General features: G+C 57.5%; 20 protein-coding genes and 1 pseudogene. 11 read left to right on the top strand and 10 right to left on the bottom strand.

All coding sequences use genetic code 11. The annotated features are described in order from the left end of the window. Window position 1: 1 nt before the first annotated feature. Genes HMPREF1292_RS01375 through HMPREF1292_RS01365 form a run of 3 tightly spaced genes read right to left on the bottom strand, consistent with a single transcriptional unit; the run spans window position 2 to window position 2,998 of the window. Window positions 2–1,000 (bottom strand): ArsA family ATPase, encoded by a 999-nt coding sequence (locus HMPREF1292_RS01375; RefSeq protein WP_023018411.1) that lies wholly within the window; start codon window positions 998–1,000, stop codon window positions 2–4. Beyond that, window positions 991–1,254, bottom strand: a complete 264-nt coding sequence (locus HMPREF1292_RS01370; RefSeq protein ID WP_023018410.1) for a cory-CC-star protein — start codon at window positions 1,252–1,254, stop codon at window positions 991–993. Before HMPREF1292_RS01370 ends, HMPREF1292_RS01375 begins: the two co-directional genes overlap by 10 nt. 22 nt (window positions 1,255–1,276) lie before the next feature. Next, complete coding sequence (locus HMPREF1292_RS01365; RefSeq protein WP_023018409.1) at window positions 1,277–2,998, bottom strand: carbon starvation protein A; 1,722 nt, start codon at window positions 2,996–2,998, stop codon at window positions 1,277–1,279. 150 nt (window positions 2,999–3,148) lie between these two features. Between HMPREF1292_RS01365 and lysS the strand changes: the two genes are divergently transcribed. The 5 genes from lysS (at window position 3,149) to HMPREF1292_RS01340 (ending at window position 13,311) form a co-directional block, all read left to right on the top strand. Continuing rightward, complete coding sequence (lysS, locus tag HMPREF1292_RS01360) at window positions 3,149–4,765, top strand: lysine--tRNA ligase (protein ID WP_034645437.1); 1,617 nt, start codon at window positions 3,149–3,151, stop codon at window positions 4,763–4,765. A gap of 44 nt (window positions 4,766–4,809) precedes the next feature. After that, a complete protein-coding gene (locus tag HMPREF1292_RS01355) occupies window positions 4,810–6,252 on the top strand; it encodes an MDR family MFS transporter (protein WP_023018407.1) in 1,443 nt (480 codons plus the stop codon). A gap of 38 nt (window positions 6,253–6,290) precedes the next feature. After that, window positions 6,291–7,772 (top strand): NAD-dependent succinate-semialdehyde dehydrogenase, encoded by a 1,482-nt coding sequence (locus HMPREF1292_RS01350; protein WP_023018406.1) that lies wholly within the window; start codon window positions 6,291–6,293, stop codon window positions 7,770–7,772. Between the two features lie 253 nt (window positions 7,773–8,025). Beyond that, window positions 8,026–10,197: a YhgE/Pip domain-containing protein gene (locus tag HMPREF1292_RS01345; RefSeq protein WP_023018405.1), complete on the top strand. Its 2,172-nt coding sequence runs from the start codon at window positions 8,026–8,028 to the stop codon at window positions 10,195–10,197. A gap of 240 nt (window positions 10,198–10,437) precedes the next feature. Continuing rightward, on the top strand, window positions 10,438–13,311 hold the full coding sequence (locus HMPREF1292_RS01340) for an ATP-dependent Clp protease ATP-binding subunit (protein WP_023018404.1): 2,874 nt from the start codon (window positions 10,438–10,440) through the stop codon (window positions 13,309–13,311). 166 nt (window positions 13,312–13,477) lie between these two features. Here the strand turns inward: HMPREF1292_RS01340 and HMPREF1292_RS01335 are convergent, their stop codons facing one another. The 5 genes from HMPREF1292_RS01335 to HMPREF1292_RS01315 all read right to left on the bottom strand — a co-directional run bounded on the left by HMPREF1292_RS01335 (window position 13,478) and on the right by HMPREF1292_RS01315 (window position 18,886). Further along, window positions 13,478–14,905: a lipase family protein gene (locus tag HMPREF1292_RS01335; RefSeq protein ID WP_023018403.1), complete on the bottom strand. Its 1,428-nt coding sequence runs from the start codon at window positions 14,903–14,905 to the stop codon at window positions 13,478–13,480. Window positions 14,906–14,980: 75 nt separating this feature from the next. After that, the gene (locus HMPREF1292_RS01330; protein WP_023018402.1) at window positions 14,981–15,766 is read right to left on the bottom strand and encodes an ABC transporter ATP-binding protein; all 786 of its coding nucleotides are present in this window, start codon (window positions 15,764–15,766) and stop codon (window positions 14,981–14,983) included. Then, window positions 15,766–16,749: an iron ABC transporter permease gene (locus HMPREF1292_RS01325; RefSeq protein ID WP_023018401.1), complete on the bottom strand. Its 984-nt coding sequence runs from the start codon at window positions 16,747–16,749 to the stop codon at window positions 15,766–15,768. Before HMPREF1292_RS01325 ends, HMPREF1292_RS01330 begins: the two co-directional genes overlap by 1 nt. 2 nt (window positions 16,750–16,751) lie before the next feature. After that, window positions 16,752–17,759: an ABC transporter substrate-binding protein gene (locus HMPREF1292_RS01320; RefSeq protein WP_023018400.1), complete on the bottom strand. Its 1,008-nt coding sequence runs from the start codon at window positions 17,757–17,759 to the stop codon at window positions 16,752–16,754. A gap of 191 nt (window positions 17,760–17,950) precedes the next feature. Then, window positions 17,951–18,886: an A/G-specific adenine glycosylase gene (locus HMPREF1292_RS01315; RefSeq protein ID WP_023018399.1), complete on the bottom strand. Its 936-nt coding sequence runs from the start codon at window positions 18,884–18,886 to the stop codon at window positions 17,951–17,953. A 35-nt stretch (window positions 18,887–18,921) separates the two neighbouring features. On the opposite strand from HMPREF1292_RS01315, the gene HMPREF1292_RS01310 reads away from it, so the two are divergent. From HMPREF1292_RS01310 to HMPREF1292_RS01300, 3 genes are all read left to right on the top strand, one after another. Then, the gene (locus HMPREF1292_RS01310; protein ID WP_021352446.1) at window positions 18,922–19,539 is read left to right on the top strand and encodes a carbonic anhydrase; all 618 of its coding nucleotides are present in this window, start codon (window positions 18,922–18,924) and stop codon (window positions 19,537–19,539) included. Between the two features lie 138 nt (window positions 19,540–19,677). Then, window positions 19,678–20,478, top strand: coding sequence for a hypothetical protein (locus HMPREF1292_RS01305; protein WP_034644959.1), 801 nt, complete (start codon window positions 19,678–19,680; stop codon window positions 20,476–20,478). A 341-nt stretch (window positions 20,479–20,819) separates the two neighbouring features. Continuing rightward, window positions 20,820–21,098: a hypothetical protein gene (locus HMPREF1292_RS01300; RefSeq protein WP_023018397.1), complete on the top strand. Its 279-nt coding sequence runs from the start codon at window positions 20,820–20,822 to the stop codon at window positions 21,096–21,098. A 149-nt stretch (window positions 21,099–21,247) separates the two neighbouring features. Here the strand turns inward: HMPREF1292_RS01300 and HMPREF1292_RS01295 are convergent, their stop codons facing one another. Together HMPREF1292_RS01295 and HMPREF1292_RS01290 are read right to left on the bottom strand one after the other, a co-directional pair. Beyond that, the gene (locus HMPREF1292_RS01295; protein ID WP_023018396.1) at window positions 21,248–22,807 is read right to left on the bottom strand and encodes a DNA repair protein RadA; all 1,560 of its coding nucleotides are present in this window, start codon (window positions 22,805–22,807) and stop codon (window positions 21,248–21,250) included. Between the two features lie 185 nt (window positions 22,808–22,992). Beyond that, entirely contained in the window at window positions 22,993–23,616 is a 624-nt protein-coding gene (locus HMPREF1292_RS01290) for a hypothetical protein (protein ID WP_023018395.1), read from the bottom strand. Window positions 23,617–23,874: 258 nt separating this feature from the next. On the opposite strand from HMPREF1292_RS01290, the gene HMPREF1292_RS01285 reads away from it, so the two are divergent. The 3 genes and pseudogenes from HMPREF1292_RS01285 to ispF all read left to right on the top strand — a co-directional run bounded on the left by HMPREF1292_RS01285 (window position 23,875) and on the right by ispF (window position 25,922). Continuing rightward, entirely contained in the window at window positions 23,875–24,459 is a 585-nt protein-coding gene (locus HMPREF1292_RS01285; protein ID WP_023018394.1) for a CarD family transcriptional regulator, read from the top strand. Between the two features lie 50 nt (window positions 24,460–24,509). Continuing rightward, window positions 24,510–25,304: pseudogene (gene ispD, locus HMPREF1292_RS11325) on the top strand (2-C-methyl-D-erythritol 4-phosphate cytidylyltransferase); the annotation flags it as partial. Between the two features lie 141 nt (window positions 25,305–25,445). Next, the gene (ispF, locus tag HMPREF1292_RS11320; protein ID WP_027018187.1) at window positions 25,446–25,922 is read left to right on the top strand and encodes a 2-C-methyl-D-erythritol 2,4-cyclodiphosphate synthase; all 477 of its coding nucleotides are present in this window, start codon (window positions 25,446–25,448) and stop codon (window positions 25,920–25,922) included. Window positions 25,923–25,934: the final 12 nt, after the last annotated feature.

Below are 25,934 nucleotides of genomic sequence, written 5' to 3'. Positions count from 1 at the left end.
ACTAGCTGCGTCCCAGGTGTGCAGCAATTTCTGCCAAGGCAGCCGGGGTACCGACCTCCGAATCTAGCAGTGGCACTTCCGTCACGCGCACCTGCGGCAACCGGCGGTGCAGATCGTCTAGTGCAGCATCTTCCAGGCGACGTCGGTTCGCCAAAAATTCGCCTTGATCCGCCGGTGAGCGCCGGTTTACCACCGCGCCACCAACGCGAATCCCAGTTTTCGCCAGCTCTGCATACAGTTCCGCGGTTTCCAAAACCGGCACCTTCTCTGCAGTGAGCACCAAATAAAACACTGATTGTTGCTGCAGAGCATCCCGCAGACGGGCAAACCTTTGCTGGCGTTTGTGCAAGATGGAGCGCAGCTCCTGGTTGCGGCGGTCCACTGCGTCGGTGGCAGTGTGTTTTGGGTCCATCCCACGGATCAGCTCCGAAAACCGTTCTGATTTCTCCCGCCGGTTCATCAGCCCCTGGGTCCAGGCGTTCATCAATTCCGGCACCGCTAATAGCCGTGAAGTGTGCCCAGACGGCGCGGTATCGAAAATCAGGAAATCATGGTCGGAATCTTCCACTACCTGCGCGATCGCCTCCACCATTGCGGCTTCGTGCGTGCCCGGCGAATTACGCGCCAGGTCCAAATGTTTGGCCACTTCGCCGTGTAGGCGCTCTGGCATCATCCGTCGCATGGTGTCTTCCACCTGCGCGATGTGCGCTTTGGTGGTGGCTGCTGGATCCAGTTCCAGCAGGTGCAGGTTTGCACTTGCTTGTGCAGTTACACCGCGCGCGCCGACGGCTTGCTCCCACATATGCCCCAGGTTGTGCGCTGGGTCGGTGGAGACCAATTGCACGGAATAGCCATCTTCTGCCAACCCGAGGGCTACTGCGGAAGCAACCGTGGACTTGCCGACGCCACCCTTGCCGCCGAAAAACACGATGTGGGGCGCATCTGAGTTAGCCTCCGCCGGGCTGTCGTCGGCAAGCGCTTTGATTTGCTCTAACAACACTGGATCTCCTCCAAAGGCGAGCGCAGCATCCCCATCCGGCGGTGCCAGGCATGGAAATCTTCGTAGATGATGGGCAATAATTCCAGCGTATAAAAGCTGGCCGGGTTGGGAATGCCCAGGGCTTCGGACATCACCAGCAGCTGGAACAGGTCATCTTCTTCCTGCTGTGCGCGCGCAAACGTGGCCCGGTACGGCGCGGAATAATATTCGTTTAAGCCCTGCCCGAAGGCTTTTAGCTTGTCGACGATAGACATGACGCGTAGCTTCCGGCCCCGGTTATTTCCCGCGTTTGATGGCTTGCATTTGCGGTAGTGGAGCATCGGTGTCTTCGTCGGTCCAGACCACCTTCGGGGTGTTTTGCGCGCGCCGGTAGGCGGCGGTGGCTTCGATGACCACCCAGATTGCGCATACCAGGATGACGACGTCGATCAGCACGAGCAGCCAGTTGCCATCGGAAATGAATGTGCCCAGTTGCGAGATAGCAGCCCACAGGGAAGCGACCATGACGAAGATAGCCGGCACAACCACCAGCCAGGACGGGCGGCGAAGGTGCGCCAGGATGATGGCGATGATCGACAGCGACAACGCCGCCATGATCTGGTTGGTGGTGCCGAACAGCGGCCACAGTGTCATTCCGCCGGAACCGTCGGCACCTGCGGAGAAGGTCAGGACTAGTGCGATGCCCACGGCAATGATCGTCGCGGAGAACGCTTTCAGGCGAATGCCCGCAACCTCAGCGATTTCCTGCACCACCAGGCGCTGCAGGCGCACGCCGGTGTCCATGGTGGTTGCGGCAAACAGCACGGCCATCGTCGCCAAGATCGTCGTGGAGATGCCTACCGGGATGCCTAAGCCAGCGTTGACGATGTTGGTGCCGCCGTCGACGAAAGCGTTGATGCCGCCTTCGTTGAACGCGCTGTAGATTTTTTCCCATTCAGCCAGGCTCTGGAAACCAGCAGAAACTGCGATGATGGTGCCCAACGCCAACAGGCCTTCGCCGACGGCTCCGAAGTAGCCCACGAAGCGGGAATCGGTTTCTTTTTCCAGCTGCTTGGACGAGGTGCCGGAGGAGACCATGCCGTGGATTCCGGAAATGGCGCCACAGGCGATGGTCACAAACAGCAGTGGCCACATCGATGGGGTGCCTTCCGGCACGTTGCTGTTCAGCTGCGGTGCGACGATGGACGGTGCGGAGAGCAGCATGGAGCCGTAGAGAATGCCCAGGGCGATAAACAGTTGCAGGCCGTTGATGTAGTCGCGTGGCTGTAGCAAGATCCACACCGGCAGCAGTGAGGCGATGGCGGCGTAGACGAACAGCAGGATGATCCACACGCCGTTGGCTGGGATGCCCCAGACAGTTTCTGGGAGTGCGATAGGGAAACGGTCGCCGATCAGTACCAGCGTGTAGAGCGCGATGACACCGAGGATGGATACCACCGGCAGGTTCCATTGCATGCGGTAGACGGCTTGGCCGATGAGCAGGGCGACGACGATGGCGCCCCAGGTTGGGATCACTGCAGAGGGGTTTGCGATGAGCAGGTTGGAGATCACCACAGCGAAGGCGGCCACGACCATTAGCAACAGCAGGAAGATGACGACGAGGAACAGGTTGCGCCCGCGTTTGCCGATATAACGGCCGGACAGCGTGCCGATGGATTGGCCGCGGTGGCGCTGGGAAGCCCACAAAATGCCCATATCGTGCATGCCTGCGATGAAAATCGTGCCGAGGGTGACCCACAAGAATGCTGGTAGCCACCCCCAAATGATCGCCACGGCCGGGCCGACAATGGGGGCAGCGCCAGCGACGGAGGTGAAGTGGTGGCCCCACAGCACGAATTTGTTCGTTGGCACGTAGTCCACGCCGTCGTTCATGGCATGTGCGGGGGTTTTATAGCGATCGGAAAGTTGGAAGATTTTCTTCCCGAGGAATTTTGCATAGATGAGGTATCCACCGATGATCATCGCGAGGCCGATGACAACTAAGTACAGTGAGTTCATCGTTGTAGTCTCCGTAGTCTCCTACTTGGCAGTCTCCTGCTTGGCTGAAAGTGTGGCGTATCACAGTAATTTTTGCATGAGAACACAGAAACGTTGTCATTGGGCTGGCTGGCTTATCGTTTGTGGTGTTTTTCGACTACCCTGGGCCGGGTGAGTCAGCAGAAAAATTCCCCCGATGCCCCTGATAGCCTGCCGGAACAGTTGCGTATCCGGCGGGAAAAGCGCCAACGCTTACTCGACCGTGGTGACCAGGCCTACCCGGTTGCGGTTAAGCGCACTATGAGCCTTGCCGAATTGCGCAGGGCTTATGTTGTGGTGAAACCGGAGGACACCGATACCGACGCTGCACCGGCTGCGCCAGAACAGCTAGTCACCCGCGAGAACGGCGTGACCTATATTCAGCCGGGTGGTGATTCCGGCGATGAAGTTGCCATCGCTGGTCGCCTGCTGTTCAAGCGCGATACTGGCAAGTTGTGCTTCGCCACCCTGCAAGATGGTGATGGCACCCAGGTGCAGGCGATGTTGTCTTTGGCAGAAGTTGGCAAGGAAGCGCTGGATCAGTGGAAAGCCGACGTCGACATGGGCGATTTCGTCGCGGTGCAGGGCAAGGTCATTTCTTCCCGGCGTGGCGAGCTGTCCGTGTTTGTGAACTCCTGGCAGATGGCCGCGAAGTCGATTCGTCCGCTGCCGGTGTCGTTTGCAGAGATGGCGGAAGATACTCGGGTGCGTCAGCGCTATAACGACCTGATTGTGCGGAAGGAAGCCCGTGAGAATGCGATGACTCGCATCAAGGTGATTCGTGCGCTGCGCAATTATTTGGAAGGCGAAGATTTCGTTGAGATCGAAACCCCAATGCTGCAGACCATCCATGGTGGTGCTGCTGCGCGTCCGTTCGTGACGCACTCTAATGCGTTGGATTTGGACTTGTACCTGCGTATCGCGCCGGAGTTGTTCTTGAAGCGCGCCGTCGTTGGTGGCATCGATCGCGTTTTTGAGATCAACCGTAACTTCCGCAATGAGGGCATTGACCGCTCGCACTCACCGGAATTCGCGATGTTGGAGACCTACCAAGCTTGGGGCGACTACAACACTGGTGCGACGATGATTCGCGAGGCTGTCCAGCACATTGCCCAGGAAGTTTTCGGTTCGCAGGTAGTTACGCTTGCCGACGGCACCGAGTACGATCTGTCCGGCGAGTGGCCAGAAATCGAAATGTACCCGTCTTTGAACGAGGCCTTGGCCCGCAAATTCCCGGGCCAGCCAGAGGTCACGGTGGATTCCACCGTCGACGAGCTGCTGGCAATTGCCGACGTCATTGGCTTGAAGGTTCCGAAGGATGGCGGTTGGCAGCACGGCAAACTGGTGGAAGAAATCTGGGAGTTGTTGTGTGAGGATCAGCTGCATGGGCCGATCTTTGTCAAGGACTTCCCGGTAGAAACCTCGCCGTTGACTCGTGATCACCGTTCGAAGCCGAAGGTCACGGAAAAGTGGGACTTGTATGTGCGTGGATTCGAGCTGGCAACTGGCTATTCTGAGTTGATTGACCCGGTGATCCAGCGCGAGCGTTTCGAAGACCAAGCGCGTTTGGCTGCCGGTGGTGATGAGGAAGCCATGGTGCTGGATGAGGAATTCCTGGCGGCCATGGAACAAGGTATGCCGCCGACAGCTGGTACCGGCATGGGTATCGACCGTTTGTTGATGGCGCTGACTGGCTTGGGCATTCGTGAAACCGTCCTGTTCCCGATTGTGAAACCGGAACAAAGCTAAGCGAAAAATAATACTGGTTCGGAGGGATCGAGGTCCGCAACGATATGAGTGAAAACCGAGTTAATGCACAACCGGAAAAGATCCCGCCGGACGTCGTCGCCGTGTTGGCGGTGCTAGTGGCCGCAGCAACCGTCATGATCTTGAATGAGACCTCGTTGTCGGTTGCACTGCCTGCGGTTATGCAAGATTTTGCTATTAATGCCGCCAGCGCACAGTGGTTGATCACGGTGTTCATGCTAACCATGGCCGTGGTCATTCCGACCACTGGTTTTTTGATTCAGCGGTTTAGCACCCGGCAAGTTTTCTTTGCCTCGGTGGGGCTGTTTATTCTGGGCACGATCATGGGCGCGGTAGCGCCGGTATTTGCGGTGTTGTTGCTGGCCCGCATTGTGCAAGCCGCCGGTACCGCTTTGATTGTGCCACTGTTGATGACGGTGATGCTGCAGCTGGTGCCGCTAGAGCGTCGGGGCACCGTTATGGGTTTTATTGGTGTGGTGATTGCGGTGGCACCGGCGACTGGCCCGACCGTCGGCGGCGTGATCTTAGAGGCTTTTACCTGGCACGCTATTTTTCTGTGCATGCTGCCGCTGCTGGTAGGCGTGCTGTTGTTGGGGGCGAAGCTGCTGACGAATGTCGGGGAGAACACTGGGCAACCGATTGATCTGCTTTCTGTTGCGTTATCTGTGGTGGCGTTCGGGGGCATTGTCTATTCGCTGTCTTCTTTAGAAACTGCGCTGGATACCGGCGAAAACGTTGGTCTGCTCGTCGGGCTGTTGGTGGTCGCGGTTATTGCACTGCTGGTTTTCGGCGTGCGGCAGGTGCGTTTGGGCGCGAAGGGCCGGGCTTTGTTGGATCTGCGGCCGTTTCGGATCCGTAATTTCACTTTGTCAGTGTTTATAGCGTTGTTTTCTTTTGCGGTGCTGATCGGCACCGTCACCATGTTGCCGATTTTCGTGCAAAACGGTTTGGGCGATGGCGCGCGTACTGCCGGTTTGATCGTGTTGCCGGGCGGGGTGTTGCAGGCAGTGATGTCGCCGATTATTGGGCGTATTTATGATTCGGTGGGGCCAAAGCCGATCATGATTCCCGGAGCTTTCTTGATGGCTGCCGGTACGTGGTTGTTTAGCACCATCGGCACTGATTCTCAGAGCTGGCAGTTGGTCATTTTCCATGTGGTTTTCGCTTTTGGTTTTGGCCTGTTGATGACGCCGATGATGACCACCGCGCTGAGTTCATTGACGGGGGAGCTTTACAGCCACGGTTCGGCGATCTTGACGACACTGCAGCAATTGGCTGCTGCCGCCGGTACCGCGTTGTTGATGGTGGTGTTGACTCGGGGTACCGAGTCTGGCTTGGGTGCTGGGCTGGCGGAAGCGGCTGCGACGGCCGAGGGTGTGCGGGCAGCATTTGTGGTGGCTGCGGTGATGGTCACGGCGATGGTTCCGGTGACATTTTTTATCCGCAGCCCACGCACAGCGGTTGCGTAATGTGAGCTAAACTGCACAACCCCGCGTAGAGTGTGAGTATGAGCTTCGATTACGCACCATATACTGAATTGATCAATAACTTGCCTACCAAAATTTGGTTGGGCAGCGAGCAAGTTGCCGGGGTCGGCGGCGCTTATTCTGAGGTGGAAGATCCGGCCACGGGCCAGGTGTTAGCGCAGGTTTCTGATGCTGATTCCACGCAGTGGATGAAGGCTTTAGATCTTGCCGACGCCGTCCAGGACACCTGGGCGAAGGATTTCACTGCTCGTCAGCGTGCGGACGTGCTGATGGATATTTATGCCGCTGTGCAGGACCGTGCCGAGGATTTTGCCACGGTGATGACCTTGGAAATGGGCAAGACTTTCGCCGAAGCGAAAGGTGAGGTCGGTTATGGTTCGGAGTACTTGCGTTGGTTTGCGGAAGAAGCCGTGCGTATCGACGGCCACTATGGCAAGTCCCCGTCTGGTGCTGGCACTATCCGCGTTACCCATACGCCGGTGGGCCCGTGCTTGGCGGTGACCCCGTGGAATTTCCCATTCGCTATGGCCACGCGCAAGATTGCTCCGGCACTGGCGGCGGGCTGCACCATGATCGTGAAACCGGCCAAGGAAACCCCGTTGACGATGCTGTTGCTCGGTGAGGTCATCGCCGAGGTTTTCGCTAAGCACAACGTTCCGAGCGGTGTGGTCTCTATTGTGCCGACGACGAAGTCTTCCGCGATGTCGCGTGAATTGATGGCGGATGCTCGTCTGCGCAAGGTCACCTTCACTGGTTCCACTGGCGTCGGCAAGATTTTGGTGGAGCAATCGGCGAAGAACCTGCAGCGCACCTCGATGGAGCTGGGTGGTAACGCGCCGTTTGTTATCCACAAGGATGCGGACTTGGACAGCGTGCTGGAATGCGCGTATGCAGCGAAGATGCGTAACGGTGGACAGGCGTGCGTGTCGGCCAACCGTTTTATCGTGCACGAGGATGTGGCTGCGGAATTCACTCGTCGTATCACGCAGAAGCTGGCGCAGGTGAGCACCGGCCATGGCTTGGATGAGGGCGTCGGTCTGGGCCCAATGATTACTGCGGCGCAGCGCGATGGCATCGCTAAGCTGGTCGACGATGCCCGCAAGGCTGGTGCCACCGTGCACACTGGTGGGGAAGTGCCGGAAGGTGCGGGCTACTTCTACCCGGCAACCGTGTTGTCAGATATTCCTACGGATGCGGATATTTTGCGCGAGGAGATCTTTGGCCCGGTGGTGGCGATTACTACTTATTCCGATCTGGACGACGCCATCGCTGCTGCTAATGACACTTCTGTGGGCTTGGCTGCGTACGGCTATAGCGAGAATGTGCATACGGCGGAGCGTTTGGCGCATGAGTTGAATGCGGGCATGGTGGCTATCAACCGCGGGGGTGTTTCTGATGTTGCCGCGCCGTTTGGTGGCATCAAGGAGTCTGGTTTTGGTCGCGAGGGCGGTGCTGAAGGCATCAACGAGTATTTGGATACTCGTTATATCGCGACTCCCTAAAATCTCCGATACTATAGTGTTGCACATCACAGAATAGGAAAATTTCCGTGGTGTGCTATAAGATGCTAACGCATTTGCTAGGGAAAATAAACTAATTGTGGATTTTAAAACTTCGCTCTTGTAAGCAATTATGTTTTGTTTTCCAAGCAAGTGTGAAGCTGGTGCATAACGCAGCACGTGGATGCCACAGGCGGCGACACAGCACCGGCAGGACCTATTAACTCTCACAGACAGATAGTGGAGGTGTCTTCTTGTGAGTACTGCTGAACACGCTGCAGGGGAGAAAAACCTGTGGCACAGGATGCTCGACTGGCGTCCGAAATCAACCATCACGCGCATCCTGGTGGTGCTCACGCTCGTCCTGCCACTGGTTGGTGCAGCGACTTTCATGTGGGCGATGTGGGACCCATCAAAGTACCTGCGGAATGTTTCGCTCGCGGTTGTGAATGAAGACGCAGGTGTCGACCGCGACGGCAAATACATCAACTATGGTGACCAGGTCGTAGAAGGCCTGCTGGAAACGGACTATCTGAATTTTGCGGAAGTTGATAGAGAGCAAGGCGAAAAAGGCCTGACCCGCGGTGATTACCTTTTTGTGGTCACGATTCCGAAAGAATTCTCAGATGATGCCGTGACCATCATTGGCGACAACCCGCGTCAGCCTAATATCCACTTCGCTGAAAATGACTTTTATGGCACCAACGGTGCGGTGATTACCAATAGCTTGATCCCGCAGGTGCAAAACAAGGTCGCCGATGCGATCTCCAAAAAATACGCCACGCAGGTTATTGATGGCCTGGGGCGCATGAGCGAGGGAATAACCAAGGCTGCCGACGGCGCCGGGCGTTTGGATGCCGGTGCTACCCAGCTGAAAGACGGTGGTGCGCGGGCGGTTGACGGTATCTCGCGTTTGGACAAAGGAGCTTCTGACCTGCAGGATGGTGCCGGGCGTTTGCATCAGGGAACCACGGATTTGAAAGCTGGCACCACGCGACTGACTACCGGAGTGGGCGAACTGAGTAATGGTGCTGCCCGCCTGCAGGATGGCTCTTCCCAGTTGGCCAACGGCATGGATCAGTTGCTGGCTGGCACTGATCAGCTTGCCGACGGCGCCGGTCAAATTGATGCCGGTGTGAACCAGTTGACCGGTATGTTGTTGCCGCTACTGGAGCAGGTGCAAGGTGCACTGCCGGATATGCAGCCAATTATTGATGTGCTGCATACCTTCGGTGCTCACGCGGAAGCTGAGAAACTGGCGGGGATTGTCAGCCGCTTGGATCCTGCTAATCAACAGAACATGGTTAACCAGCTCAACCGCCTGCGGGAGGGCACCGGCCAGCTGCACTACAACCTGGCGGACCCGAATGCGCGCTACCGGGCTGGTGTGTTGCGTCTGCAGGATGGTGCGCACCGTTTGGACGATGGCATCACGCAGCTCAACGGGGGTGTGGGCCGTTTGGCCGACGGTGCTAGTCAATTGGATAACGGGGCAACCCGCCTGAACGAGGGCACGGGTTCGCTGACCGAAGGAGTCGGTCGCCTGAAAGACGGCACCACCAAACTAAACGATGGTGGCGGCCAGTTGCTGGACGGCATGACTCGTTTGCAAGACGGTACGAATGAACTGTCCACCAAGCTGGCGGAAGGTGCTGCGAAGGCACCGAAGATCAGCAAGCCAGAAGCTTCGGCTGCCAATATTGCGGTGCCGATCAACTTCACCGCGTCGAATGTGCACCCAGTGCAAACCGTGGCTGATGAGTCTGACCCAACCGTCAAGAACATCACTGCTGGTGCAGCTATCTTGGTCATCGTCGTCTTTGGCTACCTAGCGATGGCGTTGCTGTCGACGCTGCTGCCACACATCGTCGGCAAGCGGGCAAACAGCTACACCGTGCTGGGGCCTGTGTTGCGGGCGCTGGGGTTGATTTCGCTGGTGAACTTCGCGGTGATCGGCTTTTTCGCTGGCTTCTCCATTGCTCTGGGCTGGTCGCCGGATAATTGGGTAGCCGCTATCGGGGTGCTGGCGCTCACGGCCGTTACTGGTTCGGCGGTGTTCCAGTTCCTGCGCATCTTGTTCGGCCGTATGTACGGCGGGGTGTTCTCGTTGGGTCTCTTTGCGCTGGGGTTGTTCGTGTTCGGTGGTATCTGGCCGCTGGATACCACGCCGGCTCCGCTGCGGTTGCTGCACAACTTCCACCCAATGAGCTACACGCGCGATGCCTTTATGCGCGTGACGGATGGCCTGTACGACGCTACCTTCTGGGGCGGTCTCGGTGGTCTGCTGGTCTTCGCGCTCTTGTCGACGGGATTGTCGCTGGTAATTTACGCTTCTCGCCGTCGGGGTGCGGCTAATGAGCTGGATGAAGAGATCGAGTACGTAAAGAAGGCGCGTTTGGGCGAAGAGCCCGCTGCTTTGGCGAACTAAAACCTGTTCCTGTTTGCCGTCTGGAACACGAGCGACGCCCGGATTACCTCCACTCCGGGCGTCGCTTTTTGCTGTGCAAAACCTCCGTAAACAGGGTGTTCGCTACAGGCGAACAGGCCCTTAGCCTGCGGATATACCGAAATTCGGCGAATCGATTCGCAAAACGGGAAGGGTCGGTGATAGTTGCGCGTTATGGTGGGTGGAACATATCGCAAATCGGTTAGGGAGAACTCAGAGCACATGTTTGAACGGTTTACGGACCGAGCTCGACGCGTCATTGTTTTGGCGCAAGAAGAAGCTCGCATGCTTAACCACAATTACATCGGTACCGAGCACATTCTGCTTGGTCTGATCCACGAAGGTGAAGGGGTTGCTGCTAAGGCCCTGGAATCGATGGATATCTCCTTAGACGATGTCCGCAATGAGGTCGAAGAGATCATCGGACAGGGATCCCAACCGCACAGCGGACATATCCCATTTACTCCACGAGCAAAGAAGGTCTTGGAGCTTTCCTTGCGTGAAGGCCTGCAAATGGGCCACAAATATATCGGCACTGAATTCCTGCTGCTTGGCCTGATCCGTGAGGGCGAAGGCGTTGCCGCGCAGGTATTAACCAAGTTGGGCGCTGATCTGCCGCGCGTTCGTCAGCAGGTTATTCAGTTGCTGTCCGGTTATGAAGGCGGTAACCAGGATGGTTCCGGTAGCGGTTCTTCTTCCGCACCCGGCGGTGGTGGCCTGGCAGGTGCCGGTGCTGGCCCGTCCATGGGCGGCGGTTCCAGTAGCGGTGGTAAGGGCGACCGCTCTAATTCGCTGGTGCTGGATCAGTTCGGCCGTAACCTTACGCAGGCTGCGAAGGAAGGCAAACTGGACCCGGTTGTGGGCCGTGATTCTGAGGTCGAGCGCATCATGCAGGTGCTTTCGCGCCGTACCAAGAACAACCCGGTGCTGATTGGTGAGCCTGGTGTTGGTAAGACTGCCGTCGTAGAAGGCCTGGCCCTGGATATCGTTAACGGCAAGGTGCCAGAAACCCTGAAGGATAAGCAGCTGTACTCGCTGGATCTGGGTTCGCTGATTGCTGGTTCGCGTTACCGTGGTGACTTCGAAGAGCGCCTGAAGAAGGTGCTGAAGGAAATCAACCAGCGTGGCGACATCATCTTGTTCATCGACGAGATCCACAACCTGGTTGGTGCCGGTGCTGCCGAAGGCGCCATCGATGCTGCGTCGCTGCTGAAGCCGAAACTGGCGCGCGGTGAGCTACAAACCATTGGTGCCACCACCTTGGAGGAATACCGCAAGCACATTGAAAAAGACGCTGCTCTGGAGCGTCGCTTCCAGCCGGTGAAGGTTGAAGAGCCATCACTGGAAGACACCGTGCTGATTCTCAAGGGGCTGCGCGACAAATACGAGGCACACCACCGTGTCTCCTATACCGATGATGCCCTGGAGGCTGCGGCGAAGCTCGCACACCGTTATATCAATGACCGTTTCTTGCCAGACAAAGCCGTCGACTTGCTCGATGAGGCCGGTGCGCGCATGCGCATCAAGCGGCTGATCGCTCCAGAAAGCCTGCGTGAGGTTGATGAGCGCATCGCAGAGGTTCGTCGTAACAAGGAAGCCGCTATCGACGGCCAAGACTTTGAAAAGGCGGCGCGCCTGCGCGATAGCGAGCGTAAGTTGAACGAAGAGCGCGCGGAGAAGGAAAAGGCATGGCGTGAAAACGACCTGGAAGACATCGCCGAGGTAGGCGAGGACCAGATCGCAGAAGTGCTTGCGCACTGGACCGGCATTCCGGCGCTGCGCATGACCGAAACAGAGTCCAGCCGTTTGCTTAACATGGAGCAAGAACTACACAAGCGCATCATCGGCCAGGACGAAGCCGTCAAGGCTGTTTCCCGTGCGATTCGCCGCACCCGCGCAGGGCTGAAGGATCCAAACCGTCCATCCGGTTCCTTCATCTTCGCCGGTCCATCCGGTGTGGGTAAAACAGAGTTGTCGAAGTCGCTGGCGAACTACCTGTTCGGTAACGACGACGATCTGATCCAGATCGACATGTCGGAGTTCCACGACCGCTTCACAGCCTCCCGTTTGTTCGGTGCCCCTCCGGGATACGTGGGCCACGAAGAAGGCGGCCAGTTGACCGAGAAGGTTCGTCGTAAGCCGTTCTCCGTGGTGCTTTTCGACGAGATTGAAAAGGCACACAAGGAGATCTACAACACCTTGCTGCAGGTATTGGAAGAAGGTCGCTTGACCGACGGCCAGGGCCGTGAGGTGGACTTCAAGAACACCGTGCTGATCTTCACTTCTAACCTGGGTACCTCCGATATTTCCAAGGCTGTTGGCCTCGGCTTTTCTTCGGAGTCGGAATTCGACCCGGATTCTCAGTACGACCGGATGAAGAACAAGGTCGACGAAGAGCTGAAGAAGCACTTCCGCCCAGAGTTCTTGAACCGTATTGACGAGACCGTCGTCTTCCACCAGTTGAACCAAAAGCAGATCGTCGAAATGGTGGACCTGCTCATCGGCCGCGTCGCCAAGCAGTTGCATGACCGCGACATGGACATCGAGCTGTCCGAGAACGCGAAGAAGCTGCTGGCTCGCCGTGGCTTCGATCCCGTACTGGGTGCTCGTCCGCTGCGTCGTACCATCCAGCGGGAGATCGAAGACCCAATGTCGGAGAAGATTTTGTTCGGCGAGTTGGGTGCCGGCGAAATCATCTCTGTCGACGTGGAAGGCTTCGACGAAGACAACAAGAAGAAGGGCACGTTCACCTTCAGCCCGCGTCCAAAGCCACTGCCGGAAGAAGAATTCGGTGAGTTGGACGAGGACGACGTTCGTGAGGTAGAGAACCCAACCGAGTCAGGCGATGCCGCTGGTTCCGACGACCAGGACGGTAACGACGGCAAGGGTGGTTCTGGTTCCGATGGGGATAACCTAGATGATCAGCCGGGCACCGTTGGTGATCCGAATGGTCAGCCAGATACGTTGAGCCCAGATACGCCAAACAACGGTGGTTCCGGCGCTTTGCTGGAACGCCCAGAAGACGAGCGTGGTTCGGACGACTCTGATGATTCGGATGGTCCGGCTGGCCCACAGCCACAGCCGCAGCGCGACTAAAAGCACGGCAGCACGGCGTTGGCCCGCCGTAGCCCGAACAGCTCCCTAACGACGTCCTAACGGCGAAACAGCTGGCCTGCCCCTCGAGAAGAGGTGGTAGGCCAGCTGTTTTTGTTTTGGCAAAACTTGAACTTGCCGTAATAACCCCGCAATAACGCCATAGTAACTAGAACGTGCCGCAGTCATTGCGCGGTGCGATGCCATGAAAACGATCAATCAAATACTGCAAACCTTGGGGCATATCCGTGAATAACGGCAGGGCGTGGTTAATGCCTGCCTTGAGCTCCGGCAACACAGGCGGGACATCTGTATGCAAAAACTGCACTTGGCCACCTTGTGCACAATATTGGCGCGCCATTGTGGTGGCTTGGACGAAGGGGATCAGATCATCGTCGCCAGAATTAGAAACCATGATGGGCCCGGATACCGGCTGGGTGCCCAGTTTTTGCGCTTCCACTAAATTGCTGAGTTCCGGGTGTCGGTTGATCACCTCTGAGAAGGAGTCGCCGTTTTTGGTTAGCGTGCGGGTATCCGTAAAACCCCAGTTGATGGTGGCATCACCAATGCAGCTGATTTCTGCATCGTGTAAAAAGCGTTTGCCTTCCTCGTTGAATTCTTCGTCGATGATCCGTTGCAGCGCGGGGTGGCGGTCTACAAATCCATTGAGCGTGTAACCCAAGGCGGCCACGATGGACGAATTGTCGACGGCTTCCAACACGTGGCGCAGATCCGCGGGCGGGGCGCCTGCGAAAGTGCCCACAAGGTTCAGCTCTGGCGCGTAGCTGGCTTTGTGTTCTGCGGCTGCTGCAGCCGCGCCTCCGCCTTGGGAATAACCGGCGAAGCCAACCGGAGAATCCGCTGGGGCCCCGGCTGCTTGCAATCCAGCCCGGGCGGCATCCAGGACGGCGTGGGCTTCTTCGACTGAGTTCACATAAGTGTGGTGGTCTGGAGTTCCCATGCCCATGTAATCGGTGCTGATAATGCGAATCCCCGCGAGATTGGCTAGATACTGCAAGGGCAATTCATAGTTTGCATTCACGCTGAGATAAGGCAGCCCGTCGGCATTAGTGTGGATCTCGAGCGCCGATATCAGGTCGGGTGCAGCGGATGGTGCGCATAGATCACCCGCTCCACGGGTTCCGGGTGCCATGACGATAGTGGGGGTGGGGCCGTTACCTTGCCAGGGGGTAATGGGGTCGATGACGTAGCCGGTGACCTCTACGGGCTCGCCGTTGGAATTGATTGAGGCGTAGCGGATACGCTGCGCGGAACCGGGAAGATGTTCGCCACCGGGATTCAGCAGGTGCGGTGCCGCGGTTGCTTCTAGCAGCGCACCGGGTGCTGCGTCAGGTGGCGGGGCTGCTGCGCCAGGTGGCGGTGGTGCGGGAACGTAGGCGGAGGGACTAGGAGCACCTGCTTCATTGGCGTGTGCCGTGGAAGTGCTCACGCTGGCTAAAAGACCAGTAGTCAGGAAACTGGCGGCCATCAGGCGCAGCTCTTTGCGGATGCTGCTGCTAAAACTCGTGTGAGTGGGGGTGGTGGGGCTGTCAGAAATACTACTCTTTTGCTTAGAAAACTGTGACGTGAAATACATGCAAGACAGCTTAGAGCATGAACGTCACTGAGTCACGTATCACATTTGTTTCTGGGTCTATTAACTGTTCAAGGCCTACAAATTCCTATGATCAATGGGATGCTTGACCAGCAAGAAGGGTATTTCATCAGCGGTGTATTCCAGCTGCCCTTGTACTTCAAATACCGTGCTTAACATTTCAGTAGTCAGCACTTCTTCGGGGGGACCATCCGCCCGGAGCTTCTGATTGTGTAGCAGTAGGAGCCGGTCGCAATATCGTGCTGCTAGCGCTAGATCGTGGATTGCTAGAACAACGGCAATGTCGTGTTCCTTCGCAAGATGGAATAGAAGATCCATTAATTTGTGCTGGTGGTACAGGTCAAGGTGATTGGTCGGTTCATCGAGAAGCATTACGTTTGCTTGCTGTGCCATTGCCCGTGCAACCATGACGCGTTGAATCTGCCCGCCAGAAAGCTCATGCAGCCGCATATCAGAAATGTCTTCCAAGCTGCAATGAAATAACGCGCGGTCTACAATTTCTGCGTCGTCAGGCTGTGGCGCTGAAAAAGGCATACGGCCTGCATCGCGGCCTAGCTGCACGACCTCGCGGACGGTGAGTGTAACCCGTTGGCCTGATTTCTGGGCCACATAGGACAAGGCATGAACACGTTGGGACAGCGGATAGGATTTTAACGGTTTTCCTGCGAAGTGAATGGTTCCGTCAAAGGGCTGCACCCCAGCAATGGACTTGAGAAGCGTCGACTTGCCACACCCATTGGGGCCGATGAGGCCTACCAGGCCGGGTTTTTTGATCTCGAAAGACACGTCGTCGATTACGGTTTTATTCGGAAAGCCTGTTTTGAGGTTCTCTACCTTGAGCATTAGTGCTTTCTCCGCAAGATTAGGAAAAACATCGGTACGCCAATGAGGGCAGTAATTACGCCCACTGGCAGTTCTTGGGGTGCAAAAATGGATCGCGCAAAGGCATCCGCGATAACTAGGGTGACAGCGCCAATGAGTGCGGACAGCGGTATGAGGCTGGCATGTTTCGGTACGTTCAGCATTCTTACGGCGTGGGGGATAATTAGCCCCACGAAACCTATCGCGCCGACGGAAGCCACAGTCGTGGCGGTCATCAGCGAAACACAAATCAGAACAATGTAGCGCAGTGCGACTACAGGAACGCCCATTGTTGAGGCGGTATCCCCACCCAAAGAGAGCGCATCTAGGTGGCGGGAAAGCGCCCAAAGCATCAGCATTCCTATGGAGCCAACAATTATCACCGCAAATAGCGTAGGCCAGCGTGCTGCCCCTAGAACTCCGAGTAGCCAGAACATGATGCTGCGAGTAGATTCCGCGTCGCCCGAGGCTGTCACGACTAGAGAAGTCAGAGATTGGAAAAGAAAGCCAATGAGGACGCCGGTGAGCACTACCTTTGTTGCGTCCCCTCCGGTATTGCGGAGTAAGAGCATCAGCAGAGCAAAAGAGGCGAGAGAACCAACGGTTGCGCCGAAAATGATTCCGTATTGCCAAGTAGAAAACAGGATCGCAATGACGGCGCCTGTCGACGCTCCAGAGGATACACCGAGTAAGTATGGCTCTGCGAGATCATTATGCGTAACAGCCTGCATTGCAACACCGCATACTGCCAAGATTGCTCCGACGAAGGCTGCCATAAGGATCCGCGGGATACGAAGCTCCGTCAGGATCGATGTGCGCAGTGCGGAAGGGCTTGGTTGCGAAGGAACAACCAGCCCAATGAGTTCGCTGAAGGACATGGAGCTTGAGCCCACGGTGAGCGAGCCAACTAGTGCTACGAGGAGGGTCGCAGCACTAATTCCAGCGATAGTCCAGGTTTTACGCAATATTACTCGCTCTTATTTGCAAATAGGTCGTCCTTGATAGCTTTGGAAACTTCTTCGACGAGTTCATAGGAGCGCCCCGATGCGGATGTGGCGACGCCTGGGACAACGACATAGGTGCCGTTCTTTACAGCTTTCATCTCTTTGGTGCCTGGGGTGGACTCAAGGTCGCTGACCTTTTCTTCCCACTTATCGCCTGGTTTTCCACGTCCGGGAAGATTCGCGAGCAAAATGACGTCTGGGTCTGCCTCAGCAACGGCTTCCCAGGAGATTTGTGGCCATTCCTCATCGAGATCACCGAAGACATTTTTCATGCCGGTTGCTTTTCCTACTTCGGTGACGATGGAAGGGCCGCCTGCTACGTAGGGGGCGCCGCCGATGGAAGAATAAAGCAGCATGAAAGTGGTTCCCTCTGGGGCCTGGGCGGCATTTTCGAGGGTTTGGTTTTGTTTTTCAATTAGAGACTTGGCTTCGTCTTCGCGGTCGAAGAGGGTACCGAGCTCCGTGATGTCTTTGGCTACGAGGTCGAAGGTTGATTTCTCGGCGTTGTCAGCATAGTCCGGGCACTGGACATTTGATTGGAAGGTTGCTACGCCGAGGTTTTCCCATTCTTCGCGAGTTCCGGCATTGTCTGCGGTCCAGTTGAGTGCGAACGGAGAGTAGATGAAGTCCGTGTCCGCATCTCGTAGTTGCTCAGAGTTTGGAGCACTAGGGCTAATTTCTTTTATGCCCTCGAGATCGTAACCTTCAGGAGGCGCGTCTTTTTGGTGACCGTAGCCCACCATTTGGTCTTTGGCGCCGAGCAGAAGGAGAGTGTCAGTGGCGCCTTGTTCAAGGGTCGTGGCCCGTTGTACCGGAGTATGAGCGGTTAGTTCGAAGCCACAGTTATCGAGGGTGATAGCGGAGCTATCATTCTCCGAGTTGGCAGCGGTGTCTTCAGCGTCCCCAGTGCTGCAGGAGGACAGGATGAGTCCAGTGGTGAGGATGAGGACGGATGGAAGGAAACGGCGCATGATAAACCTCTATTCAAATAATCAATTAGATATTTGAAGATTATCAGTTTGGGTCTGGTTTTGATAATCAAAAAGAGGTGGTCTGGGGCACTTTAGGTGCTCCGATCAACCCGCCGGCTGACCAGCCGGCTAAGGCAGTGGCGAAGTTATTTTGCCGTGAGGCTATTTTGTTACGAAGTTATTTTGCTGGGTCATTCCGGCAGCGTGAATTCGCCACCACGGGCAACCTCACGCACCAAACCGTCGGCAAGCAAAGAACGCAGGGCTCGCTCGCGCTGATCATCTTTCGGCCACACGAGATCAATTTCCGGCTTCGGCACCGGCGCAGAAGCCTCCCGCAACACGGCCATAATCTTACCGCGCACCTGCCGGTCAGTGCCAGCGAACTTCTGCACCCGCTTTTTCTGCGCCGCCATCTCTGATTCACTCGGCGCCGGCGAGCCAGCACGCACCCACGCACAACCGGCACGAAGCGGGCATACCGAACACTGCGGCGAGCGCGCCGTGCACACCAAAGCGCCCAACTCCATCAAAGCCACCGACGTTTGTGGGCCGCGGCCGTCGGCAAGCAACTCACCCACCTGAGCCAACTGTCTTTTCGCTGGCTGCGGTGCCAAGAACTGTCCAGACCACGCACGCGCATACACCCGGCGCACGTTCGTATCCACCACCGGAACGTTCACACCAAAAGCAAAACACGCCACCGCCCGCGCGGTGTAATCGCCAATGCCGGGAAGCGCCAACAGCTCATCCACATCGCGCGGAACCACACCGTTATGTCGCTCGACAATTGCCTGCGCACATTCCCACAGCCGCAACGCCCGCCGCGGATACCCCAACCGGCCCCACGCGCGCAGCACATCTGCCTGGCTGGCCGCGGCAAAATCCTGCGGGGTGGGCCACCGCTCTAGCCACTCCAGCCACTGCGGTGCAACGCGGGCCACGGGGGTTTGTTGGCTCATGACCTCGGAAACCAAAACACCCCATGCGGTGGTTTCTGGTGCACGCCAGGGCAAATCACGGCCGTGCTCGGCGAACCAGCCACGCAGTTTGGGCAACAAGGCAGTTGCGTCTGGGGCGGCAGCACAAGCATGTGTGGCAAAGATCGGTTCCGAATGATTCGTCATCGCGCATAGTTTAGGACAAAATAGAAGCTGTGAGTATGCAGAATGTGGCCAAGACTCCGCAGGCAGTGTGGGAGGCCCTTCGGGAGGGCAATGAGCGGTTTATCGCCAATCGCTCTGAGCGGCCAAATCAGGACCCGGAATACCGTTCGTTGTTGAGCGTTGGCCAGTCGCCGCGCGTGGTCATCTTCTCGTGCTCTGACTCGCGAGTCCCCGTCGAAATGGTTTTTGACCTGGGGCTTGGCGACGCCTTTGTGATCCGAACCGCCGGGCAAATCATTGATAGCTCGATCATTGCTTCGGTGGAATACGCCATCGAGAAATTCGACGTCAACCTGCTGGTAGTCATGGGGCACGAATCCTGCGGTGCGGTGCGCGCGACCATGGAATTTGCCGAAGGAGGCTCCGCGCCGAATGGCTTCCAGCGCACCATCGTCGAACGCGTACTGATGTCCGTGACGGAAGCCAACAAGCGCGGGATGGTTACCCGCGAAGACGTGGAGCGCCAGCACATCACCGAAACCGTGTACCAGTTGATGGCGCGCGCTCCGGGGCTGGGCCAAGGGTTGATTCGCCAGTCTATGGGCATCGTTGGTCTGCGCTACAACCTGAGCGAGGGCCGGGTGGAGCCGGTCGTGCTCAACGGCGTGCACTAACAGGGGGCGTGCACTAGCAGGCGCTTGTCGACGTTTGGCTAGCTGCATGTCGCGGCAGCTGTAGTTACTCGCCGGATGACGTAGGACACGCGCGGTAGTTGCCCCAGCCCAGCGGTGTTTCGTTATAAATTAGGAACTGTGACTTCCCCAAGACAACCTCGCCTCCCAGAAGAAATTTACCGACGCCGCCGCATGGCAGGACTGGCGGTTCTTCTCTTGCTTGTGCTTTTGTTGGTCTGGATCTTCAGCGCCATTTTCGGTGGTGGCAGCGAAGAGAACCCGCAATCTGCTGCGGATTCGGCGGCTAACCAAACCGCCACGGCCACCGCAGCGCGGGAGGAAAAAGACGGCAAAGCCGATAAGGCCGCAGACAAGGACGCCGACGAGGCAGCCAACGACAGTGCGGCGAAAGAAGCCGATGACATCGATGCTGCTGACGATTCGCAGGAATCGGACCGCCCGAAGAAGGGCAGGGAAGGCGCGAAGTCTGCCGACGAGCGCCCATCGCCGTACCCAGAAGCTGACGAGGCCACGTCGGCTGCTGGCGCCTGTGACCTACATAATTTGCGGGTCACCGCGCACAGCGATAAGGCCTATTACGCCGGTGGTGACCAGCCGACGTTCTACATGTCTATCGAAAATCCCACCGGCCACGACTGCGCGGTCAATCTTGACGAGAACCCGCTGCGCTTCGAGGTTTATGATCTGAACACGAACCATCGCATGTGGGCAGATACAGACTGCTACCCAGCCGTGATTACTGGTAATCAGGAATTCAAGGCTGGCCAGACCCGCCACTTCGAGGCTGTATGGTCGAAGACGAATTCCGCGCCGGGCGAGTGCAACCACCGCCCGGCTACCCCGGAAGGCAATTACTTCCTGCACGCGGTGGTGGGCGATAACGCCTCCGACGCACTGACCTTCGCGCTGCGGGCGTAATTTAACTGCGGGCCTCGGGGGGGGGTAGCGGCACACCTATTGAGGTGTATAGATGCGTATGTTTTTCCAATTCTCTTCCTTATAAAACGAAGACGTAATTATAATGGAAGCGAAAGAGAAAAGCCCCTGACCTTGGAAGGCAGGAATCTATGTCAAAGAAAAACCTTTTTTCTGATGTCGTTATGGCAACGGCGCCGATTTCAGCAAGGGAGGTTAAGGCTAATCCGAATGACAGTGGTCTTGCCTTTAGGGGATGTACTTCTAATAAGTGGGTGCAGTGGGGGCTTCGAGCGGCATGTCATGGAATTGGCTCTGGTCTAGTTACTGCTGCGAGGTGCTAGATGGAAAAGAATCATGATCGAGAGCTGTATGCCCGTAAGGGAATGGGGTGGGCACTTGCTCTAGTCATCGCTGGCATCTTCACTATTGACTTTTCCTTATTTAGTGAAGATCACGTTCCTTACTGGGCTTACGTGCTTAAGTTTTTCGCCCTTTTCTTTACTTTGTTCACGGTAAGCCGTTTTTTCTCTGGTTCTACCAATGCAAAAAAGATGATTTCACTATCTGTTGTCTCGGCAATTTTTATAGCAGCATGTGTTGCCGTGTTCATTTTGATGTGAAATAAACATTTCGTTTATCTATATTGGTCTACCGGCTCCTGGTTCTTCTTCCAGGCGTACCGGTGGCATGTTCAGCATCACCGTGTTGACCGCCTAACTTATCTGCGTGACGAAGTGAGGACCATGACCGGCCCGCCTTCCCGGGGCGGTTAACCGCGCAGTTCACGAACCACGGCTAGTGCCTGGCGCAGGGTGCTGACACTGCGCAGATCCATGCCTTCGGCGGCGAGTTCTTTCGCGAGCGCGCGGTCTTCTGCGTCGTTGCGGCTTGGGGCAACCGCGCAGCGATAACCGATACGCGCGGCTTCTTGTAAACGCCGCCGCAAATTCGGCACCGTGCGCATCTCGCCGGCCAGACCAATTTCTCCAATGAACACGGTCTTGGCCGGCAGTGGTGTTTCATGCAGCGACGACCACGTCGCCAAGGCCACCGCCAGATCCGTGGCGGTTTCGGTGATGCGTACCCCGCCGACCGTCGCCACGTAGGCGTCTTTTTCATTCGTTCGTTCACCGGCGCGCGCTTGCAGCACGGCGAGTACCAGTGGGATGCGGTTTTGATCCAATCCGGTGACTACCCGGCGGGGATTCTTGGCGACGGGATCGACCGTCAAAGACTGCACTTCGGCCACGATTGGGCGCACCCCGTCCATGGCGACGGTGACCGCGGAACCGTTGGGTGTTGCGCCGTGGTGGGATAGGAACAGCCCGGATGGGTCGGCGACTTCCCGGATGCCGTCGGCAGTTTGCTCAAAACAGCCGACCTCGTCGGTAGCACCAAAACGGTTTTTAATTCCGCGCAGCATCCGCAAACTGGATTGCCGCTCGCCTTCAAAGTTCAGCACCACATCAACCAGGTGCTCCAGCACGCGCGGACCGGCAACGTTGCCGTCTTTGGTGACGTGGCCGACCAGCAGAATCGGAATACCGGTGGTTTTCGCCAGCGTGGTCAACGCGGCCGTGACCGCGCGGGATTGCGCCACGCCGCCCGCAACCCCCTCCACTCCGGTGGCCTGCATGGTTTGCACAGAATCGACGATGATCAGCGATGGTCGTAGCGCCTCGACTTGTTGGAACACGACATCCAGATCTGATTCCGCCGCCAGGTATAGCGTGGGGGACAACCCACTGGTACGCTTCGCCCGGGAGTAGACCTGTGCTGCGGATTCCTCTGCCGTCACATACAACGCCGTGCGGGTGGCAGGCTGTGCTTGCTGATCTGCAGTGATTTCGGTAGCGGCAGCGGAGCTTTCTCCGCTATCTGGCTGGGGTTCTGGTACCTGGCTCCAGCGCGCTGCTACCTCTAACAGCAGAGTGGACTTGCCGACGCCCGGTTCGCCAGCCATTAACACCACGGAACCGGCGACGATGCCGTCGCCCAGCACACGATCCAATTCCCCGATGCCTGTGTGCATGCTTTGCGCAGATTGCGCGGAGATCTGGGTAATCGGCACCGCGGCGCTGCTGGGGGCCAGCCCTCCGCGACGCCCACTGCTAGAAGTCCGCGTACCCGCACCCAAACCACCAGCACCCCCGCGCGCAGCAGAAGCTTTCGCGCCGGAACCCAAACCAGCTGCGAGGCCAGCGGAAAAGATCGGGGCAGCTTCTTCCAGGGTGCCCCACGAGCCACACTCCGGGCAGCGCCCCAACCACTTTGGGGAGGAGTAGCCGCATTCGGAACAGGTGTGGATCGCCCGCTGTTTTTTCGCCATGGCACTCATCCTAAGGCAGGTGCCGCACACCCCGCCCAATCCAAAAATAAAATTCGACAATATATTCGAGTCCCCGGGCACAAAAATCCACCCCGCCGGCAGCAGAGCGATCAGCTAACGTGTGCTGTGCAGTGCTGCCGTGCAGGGTGGTGGATCAGCGGGGGAGCTGCAGGAGGCTGCTGCCTTTAGTGCTGGCCGCCGCCGTGGCTGTGATCATGTCCGTGGCCGTGATTGCCACTGATGGAACCGTCACCGCGTGGTGCGTAGCCTTCTTCCCAGTCGCGGTCGTGCTCGCCGGTAGTCAACGGTGCAGCTGCAATGGCAGCGTCGACGGTGATGGTGACCGAATCGAAGACGAATTCCACTGGACGGTGGCCGCCCGGTGCGTAGTCGTCATTGTCTAGGGTGGTTTCGACGTACTGGATGCAGGCTTTTTCTGCCTGTGGGGTGTCCTTCAATTCCAATGCGCTGTCGCCAAAGACTGAGCATCCTGGCTCGATGGGGTCCAGGGTGCCCAAGGAAACCTGGTTGCCGTCGACTGAAATGGATTCCAGGGTGTGGGCCTTCATGGAAGGATCCTGGTTGGTGGCGGTGAATTTCAACGCCGCGGCGTTATCTTCCACGGTGATGGTGACATCGCGGACCGAAAGTTCGCCGTTTTCGCTGTTCGCGCTCTGCCCATCGACGGTCGCGACCTGCGAAGAAGTCTGGGTAATGTGTCCTGCCGAGCAGGCAGCCAGGGTAAGGCTGGCCAGGGCAGCAGCGGAAATGGTGCCGCCGCGACGAACAAACGATTTCAGGGACGTCACTGTGGGGTCCTCCAACAACTCATCGAGCACAAAGATTTTTCAGACTTTACCTTAGCTGTTTACCCCCGGCGGTACACAGTTTCCGGTTTGTACCATCGCTCATGCGGGGCATTCGGGGGCAAACTTTTTATGGGTGCGGTCCGGTAGGTGCCGTGGAGTGCTTGCCGACGCCCACCTGAGCCGCTCCCGGGCGTCGGCAAGCACTTGCTGCGTGTTAAACTGGTGGCTTGAAGTCTGCCTGTTAAGCGAGGAGTGGGAATGGAAATCAAGGTCGGCGAGGTTGTTGTCTACCCGCACCACGGCGCGGCGAAGGTCGAGGCCATTGAAACGCGCGAGATGGGCGGGGAAACGCTCGAGTATGTCGTGCTTTCCATCAACCAATCTGACCTGGTGGTTCGCGTCCCATCCAAGAACGTGGAGCGCGTCGGCGTGCGCGATGTCGTCGGTAAGGAAGGCCTGGAGAAGGTCTTTTCCGTATTGCGCGAGACTGACGTAGAGGAAGCCGGCAACTGGTCTCGTCGTTATAAGGCAAACCAGGAACGCCTGGCTTCTGGTGATATCAACCAGGTTGCTGAAGTTGTGCGGGACCTGTGGCGCCGCGATCAAGATCGGGGCCTTTCCGCAGGTGAGAAGCGCATGCTGGTGAAGGCACGCCAGATTTTAGTCGGCGAGCTCGCGTTGGCAGGCCCAGTGGATGAGGCCAAAGCCGATAAGATGCTGGCCGAAGTCGATGCCACCATCGAGCGTCACCGGGCTGCTGGCTTGATCGGCAACACTGGCCCAGAGGTGGATACCAAGGTTGATGTGGACTTGGATGATCTCAGCTTCGACGACGAAGACTAGATAGCTGAAGACGAGATTACTGAAAATTAACCGCTGAAAACTAGTTGTTGATGAATATTTCGAGCTCTCGCCCTGCCCCAGTAATTGCGATTATCGCCGCTGCCGGGCAGGGCACTCGTTTACGCGCGGATAAACCGAAGGCGTTTGTTGAACTCGCAGGAAGATCCCTGCTGGAACGCAGCATTAGTGCCATGCACGCAACCGAGCTTGTCGACGAGATCATTGTTGTTGCTGCGCCGGATATGTTGGATGAGGCTGCCGACGTGATTTCCCGGTGCGAGTCCGCTGACGCCACCCGCGGCGCTGGCGCCGATGCTAGCGATGGGCGCACGATCCGCCTGGTTCCTGGCCGTGGGGAACGCGCGGATTCCGTCATGGCTGGGCTGGAAGCGATTTCGGTGGAGCCAGGCGTCGATCCGATCGTGCTGGTTCATGATGCTGCGCGGGCTCTGACCCCCGCGAGCATGATTGACCGGGTAGCGCGTGCAGTGGCAGATGGCGCTTCGGGGGTGGTTCCCGTGGTGCCGGTCGTGGACACGATCAAAGCTGTGACGGAAACTGCTGGTCACGGCGAAGCGCGCAGCCAGGCGCAGATCACCAAAACCGTGGACCGCAGCAATGTGCGTGCCGCGCAGACGCCACAGGGCTTTCGCTACAGCGCGCTGTTTTCTGCCAACGAGATGTATTACGCCAGCGTGCAAGCGGATGCTGAAGCCGGGACCCGCAGTTTTGTGCCCACCGATGATGCTTCGCTGCTTGAGTGGCAGGGCGTGCCCGTCGTGTGCGTTGACGGCGACGAGCTGGCTTTTAAAATCACCACGCGCAAGGATTTGCTGCTGGCCCGGGCATTTCTTGCCGACGGCGTCACTGAAGGGTCTGAAAGCGTGAATTCTTCGTTCCAGACCATCCCAGTGCAAGGTAATTCCGCACAGTCCCACTTGATGCAGCCACAACCCGCGCAGTCAAAAACCACGCAGCCACCGGCCATGCCCATCCCGCGCGTTGGTATCGCTAGCGACGCGCACCAGATTGAGGCAGGCAAGCCGTGCTGGATCGCCGGGTTGCTTTTCGACGGCGTCGACGGTTGCGAAGGTCACTCGGATGGCGACGTTGTCTCGCACGCCATGGTGGATGCGTTGTTGTCTGCCTCTGGTTTGGGTGATCTGGGCTCGTTTGTCGGCGTCGGCCGACCAGAATACGACAATGTTTCCGGTGCGCAGCTTCTGCGCGAGGTCCGTGCGCTTCTCGACGACAACGACTTCCGCATCGGCAACGTTGCGGTGCAGCTGATCGGGCAAACCCCGAAGTTCAGCCCGCGTAGGGAAGAAGCCCAACAGGTTTTAAGTGAGCTACTGGGTGCCCCGGTGTCGGTCTCGGCAACCACCACTGATCACCTGGGATTTACTGGCCGCGAGGAAGGCCGCGCGGCAATCGCCAACGCAGTGGTATGGCGCGCGAACTAGTGCGGGCAGGAG

The sequence above is a fragment of the Corynebacterium sp. KPL1995 genome (assembly GCF_000477935.1).
Lineage (GTDB): Bacteria > Actinomycetota > Actinomycetes > Mycobacteriales > Mycobacteriaceae > Corynebacterium > Corynebacterium pseudodiphtheriticum.
This window is presented reverse-complemented; position numbering and strand designations above follow the sequence as displayed.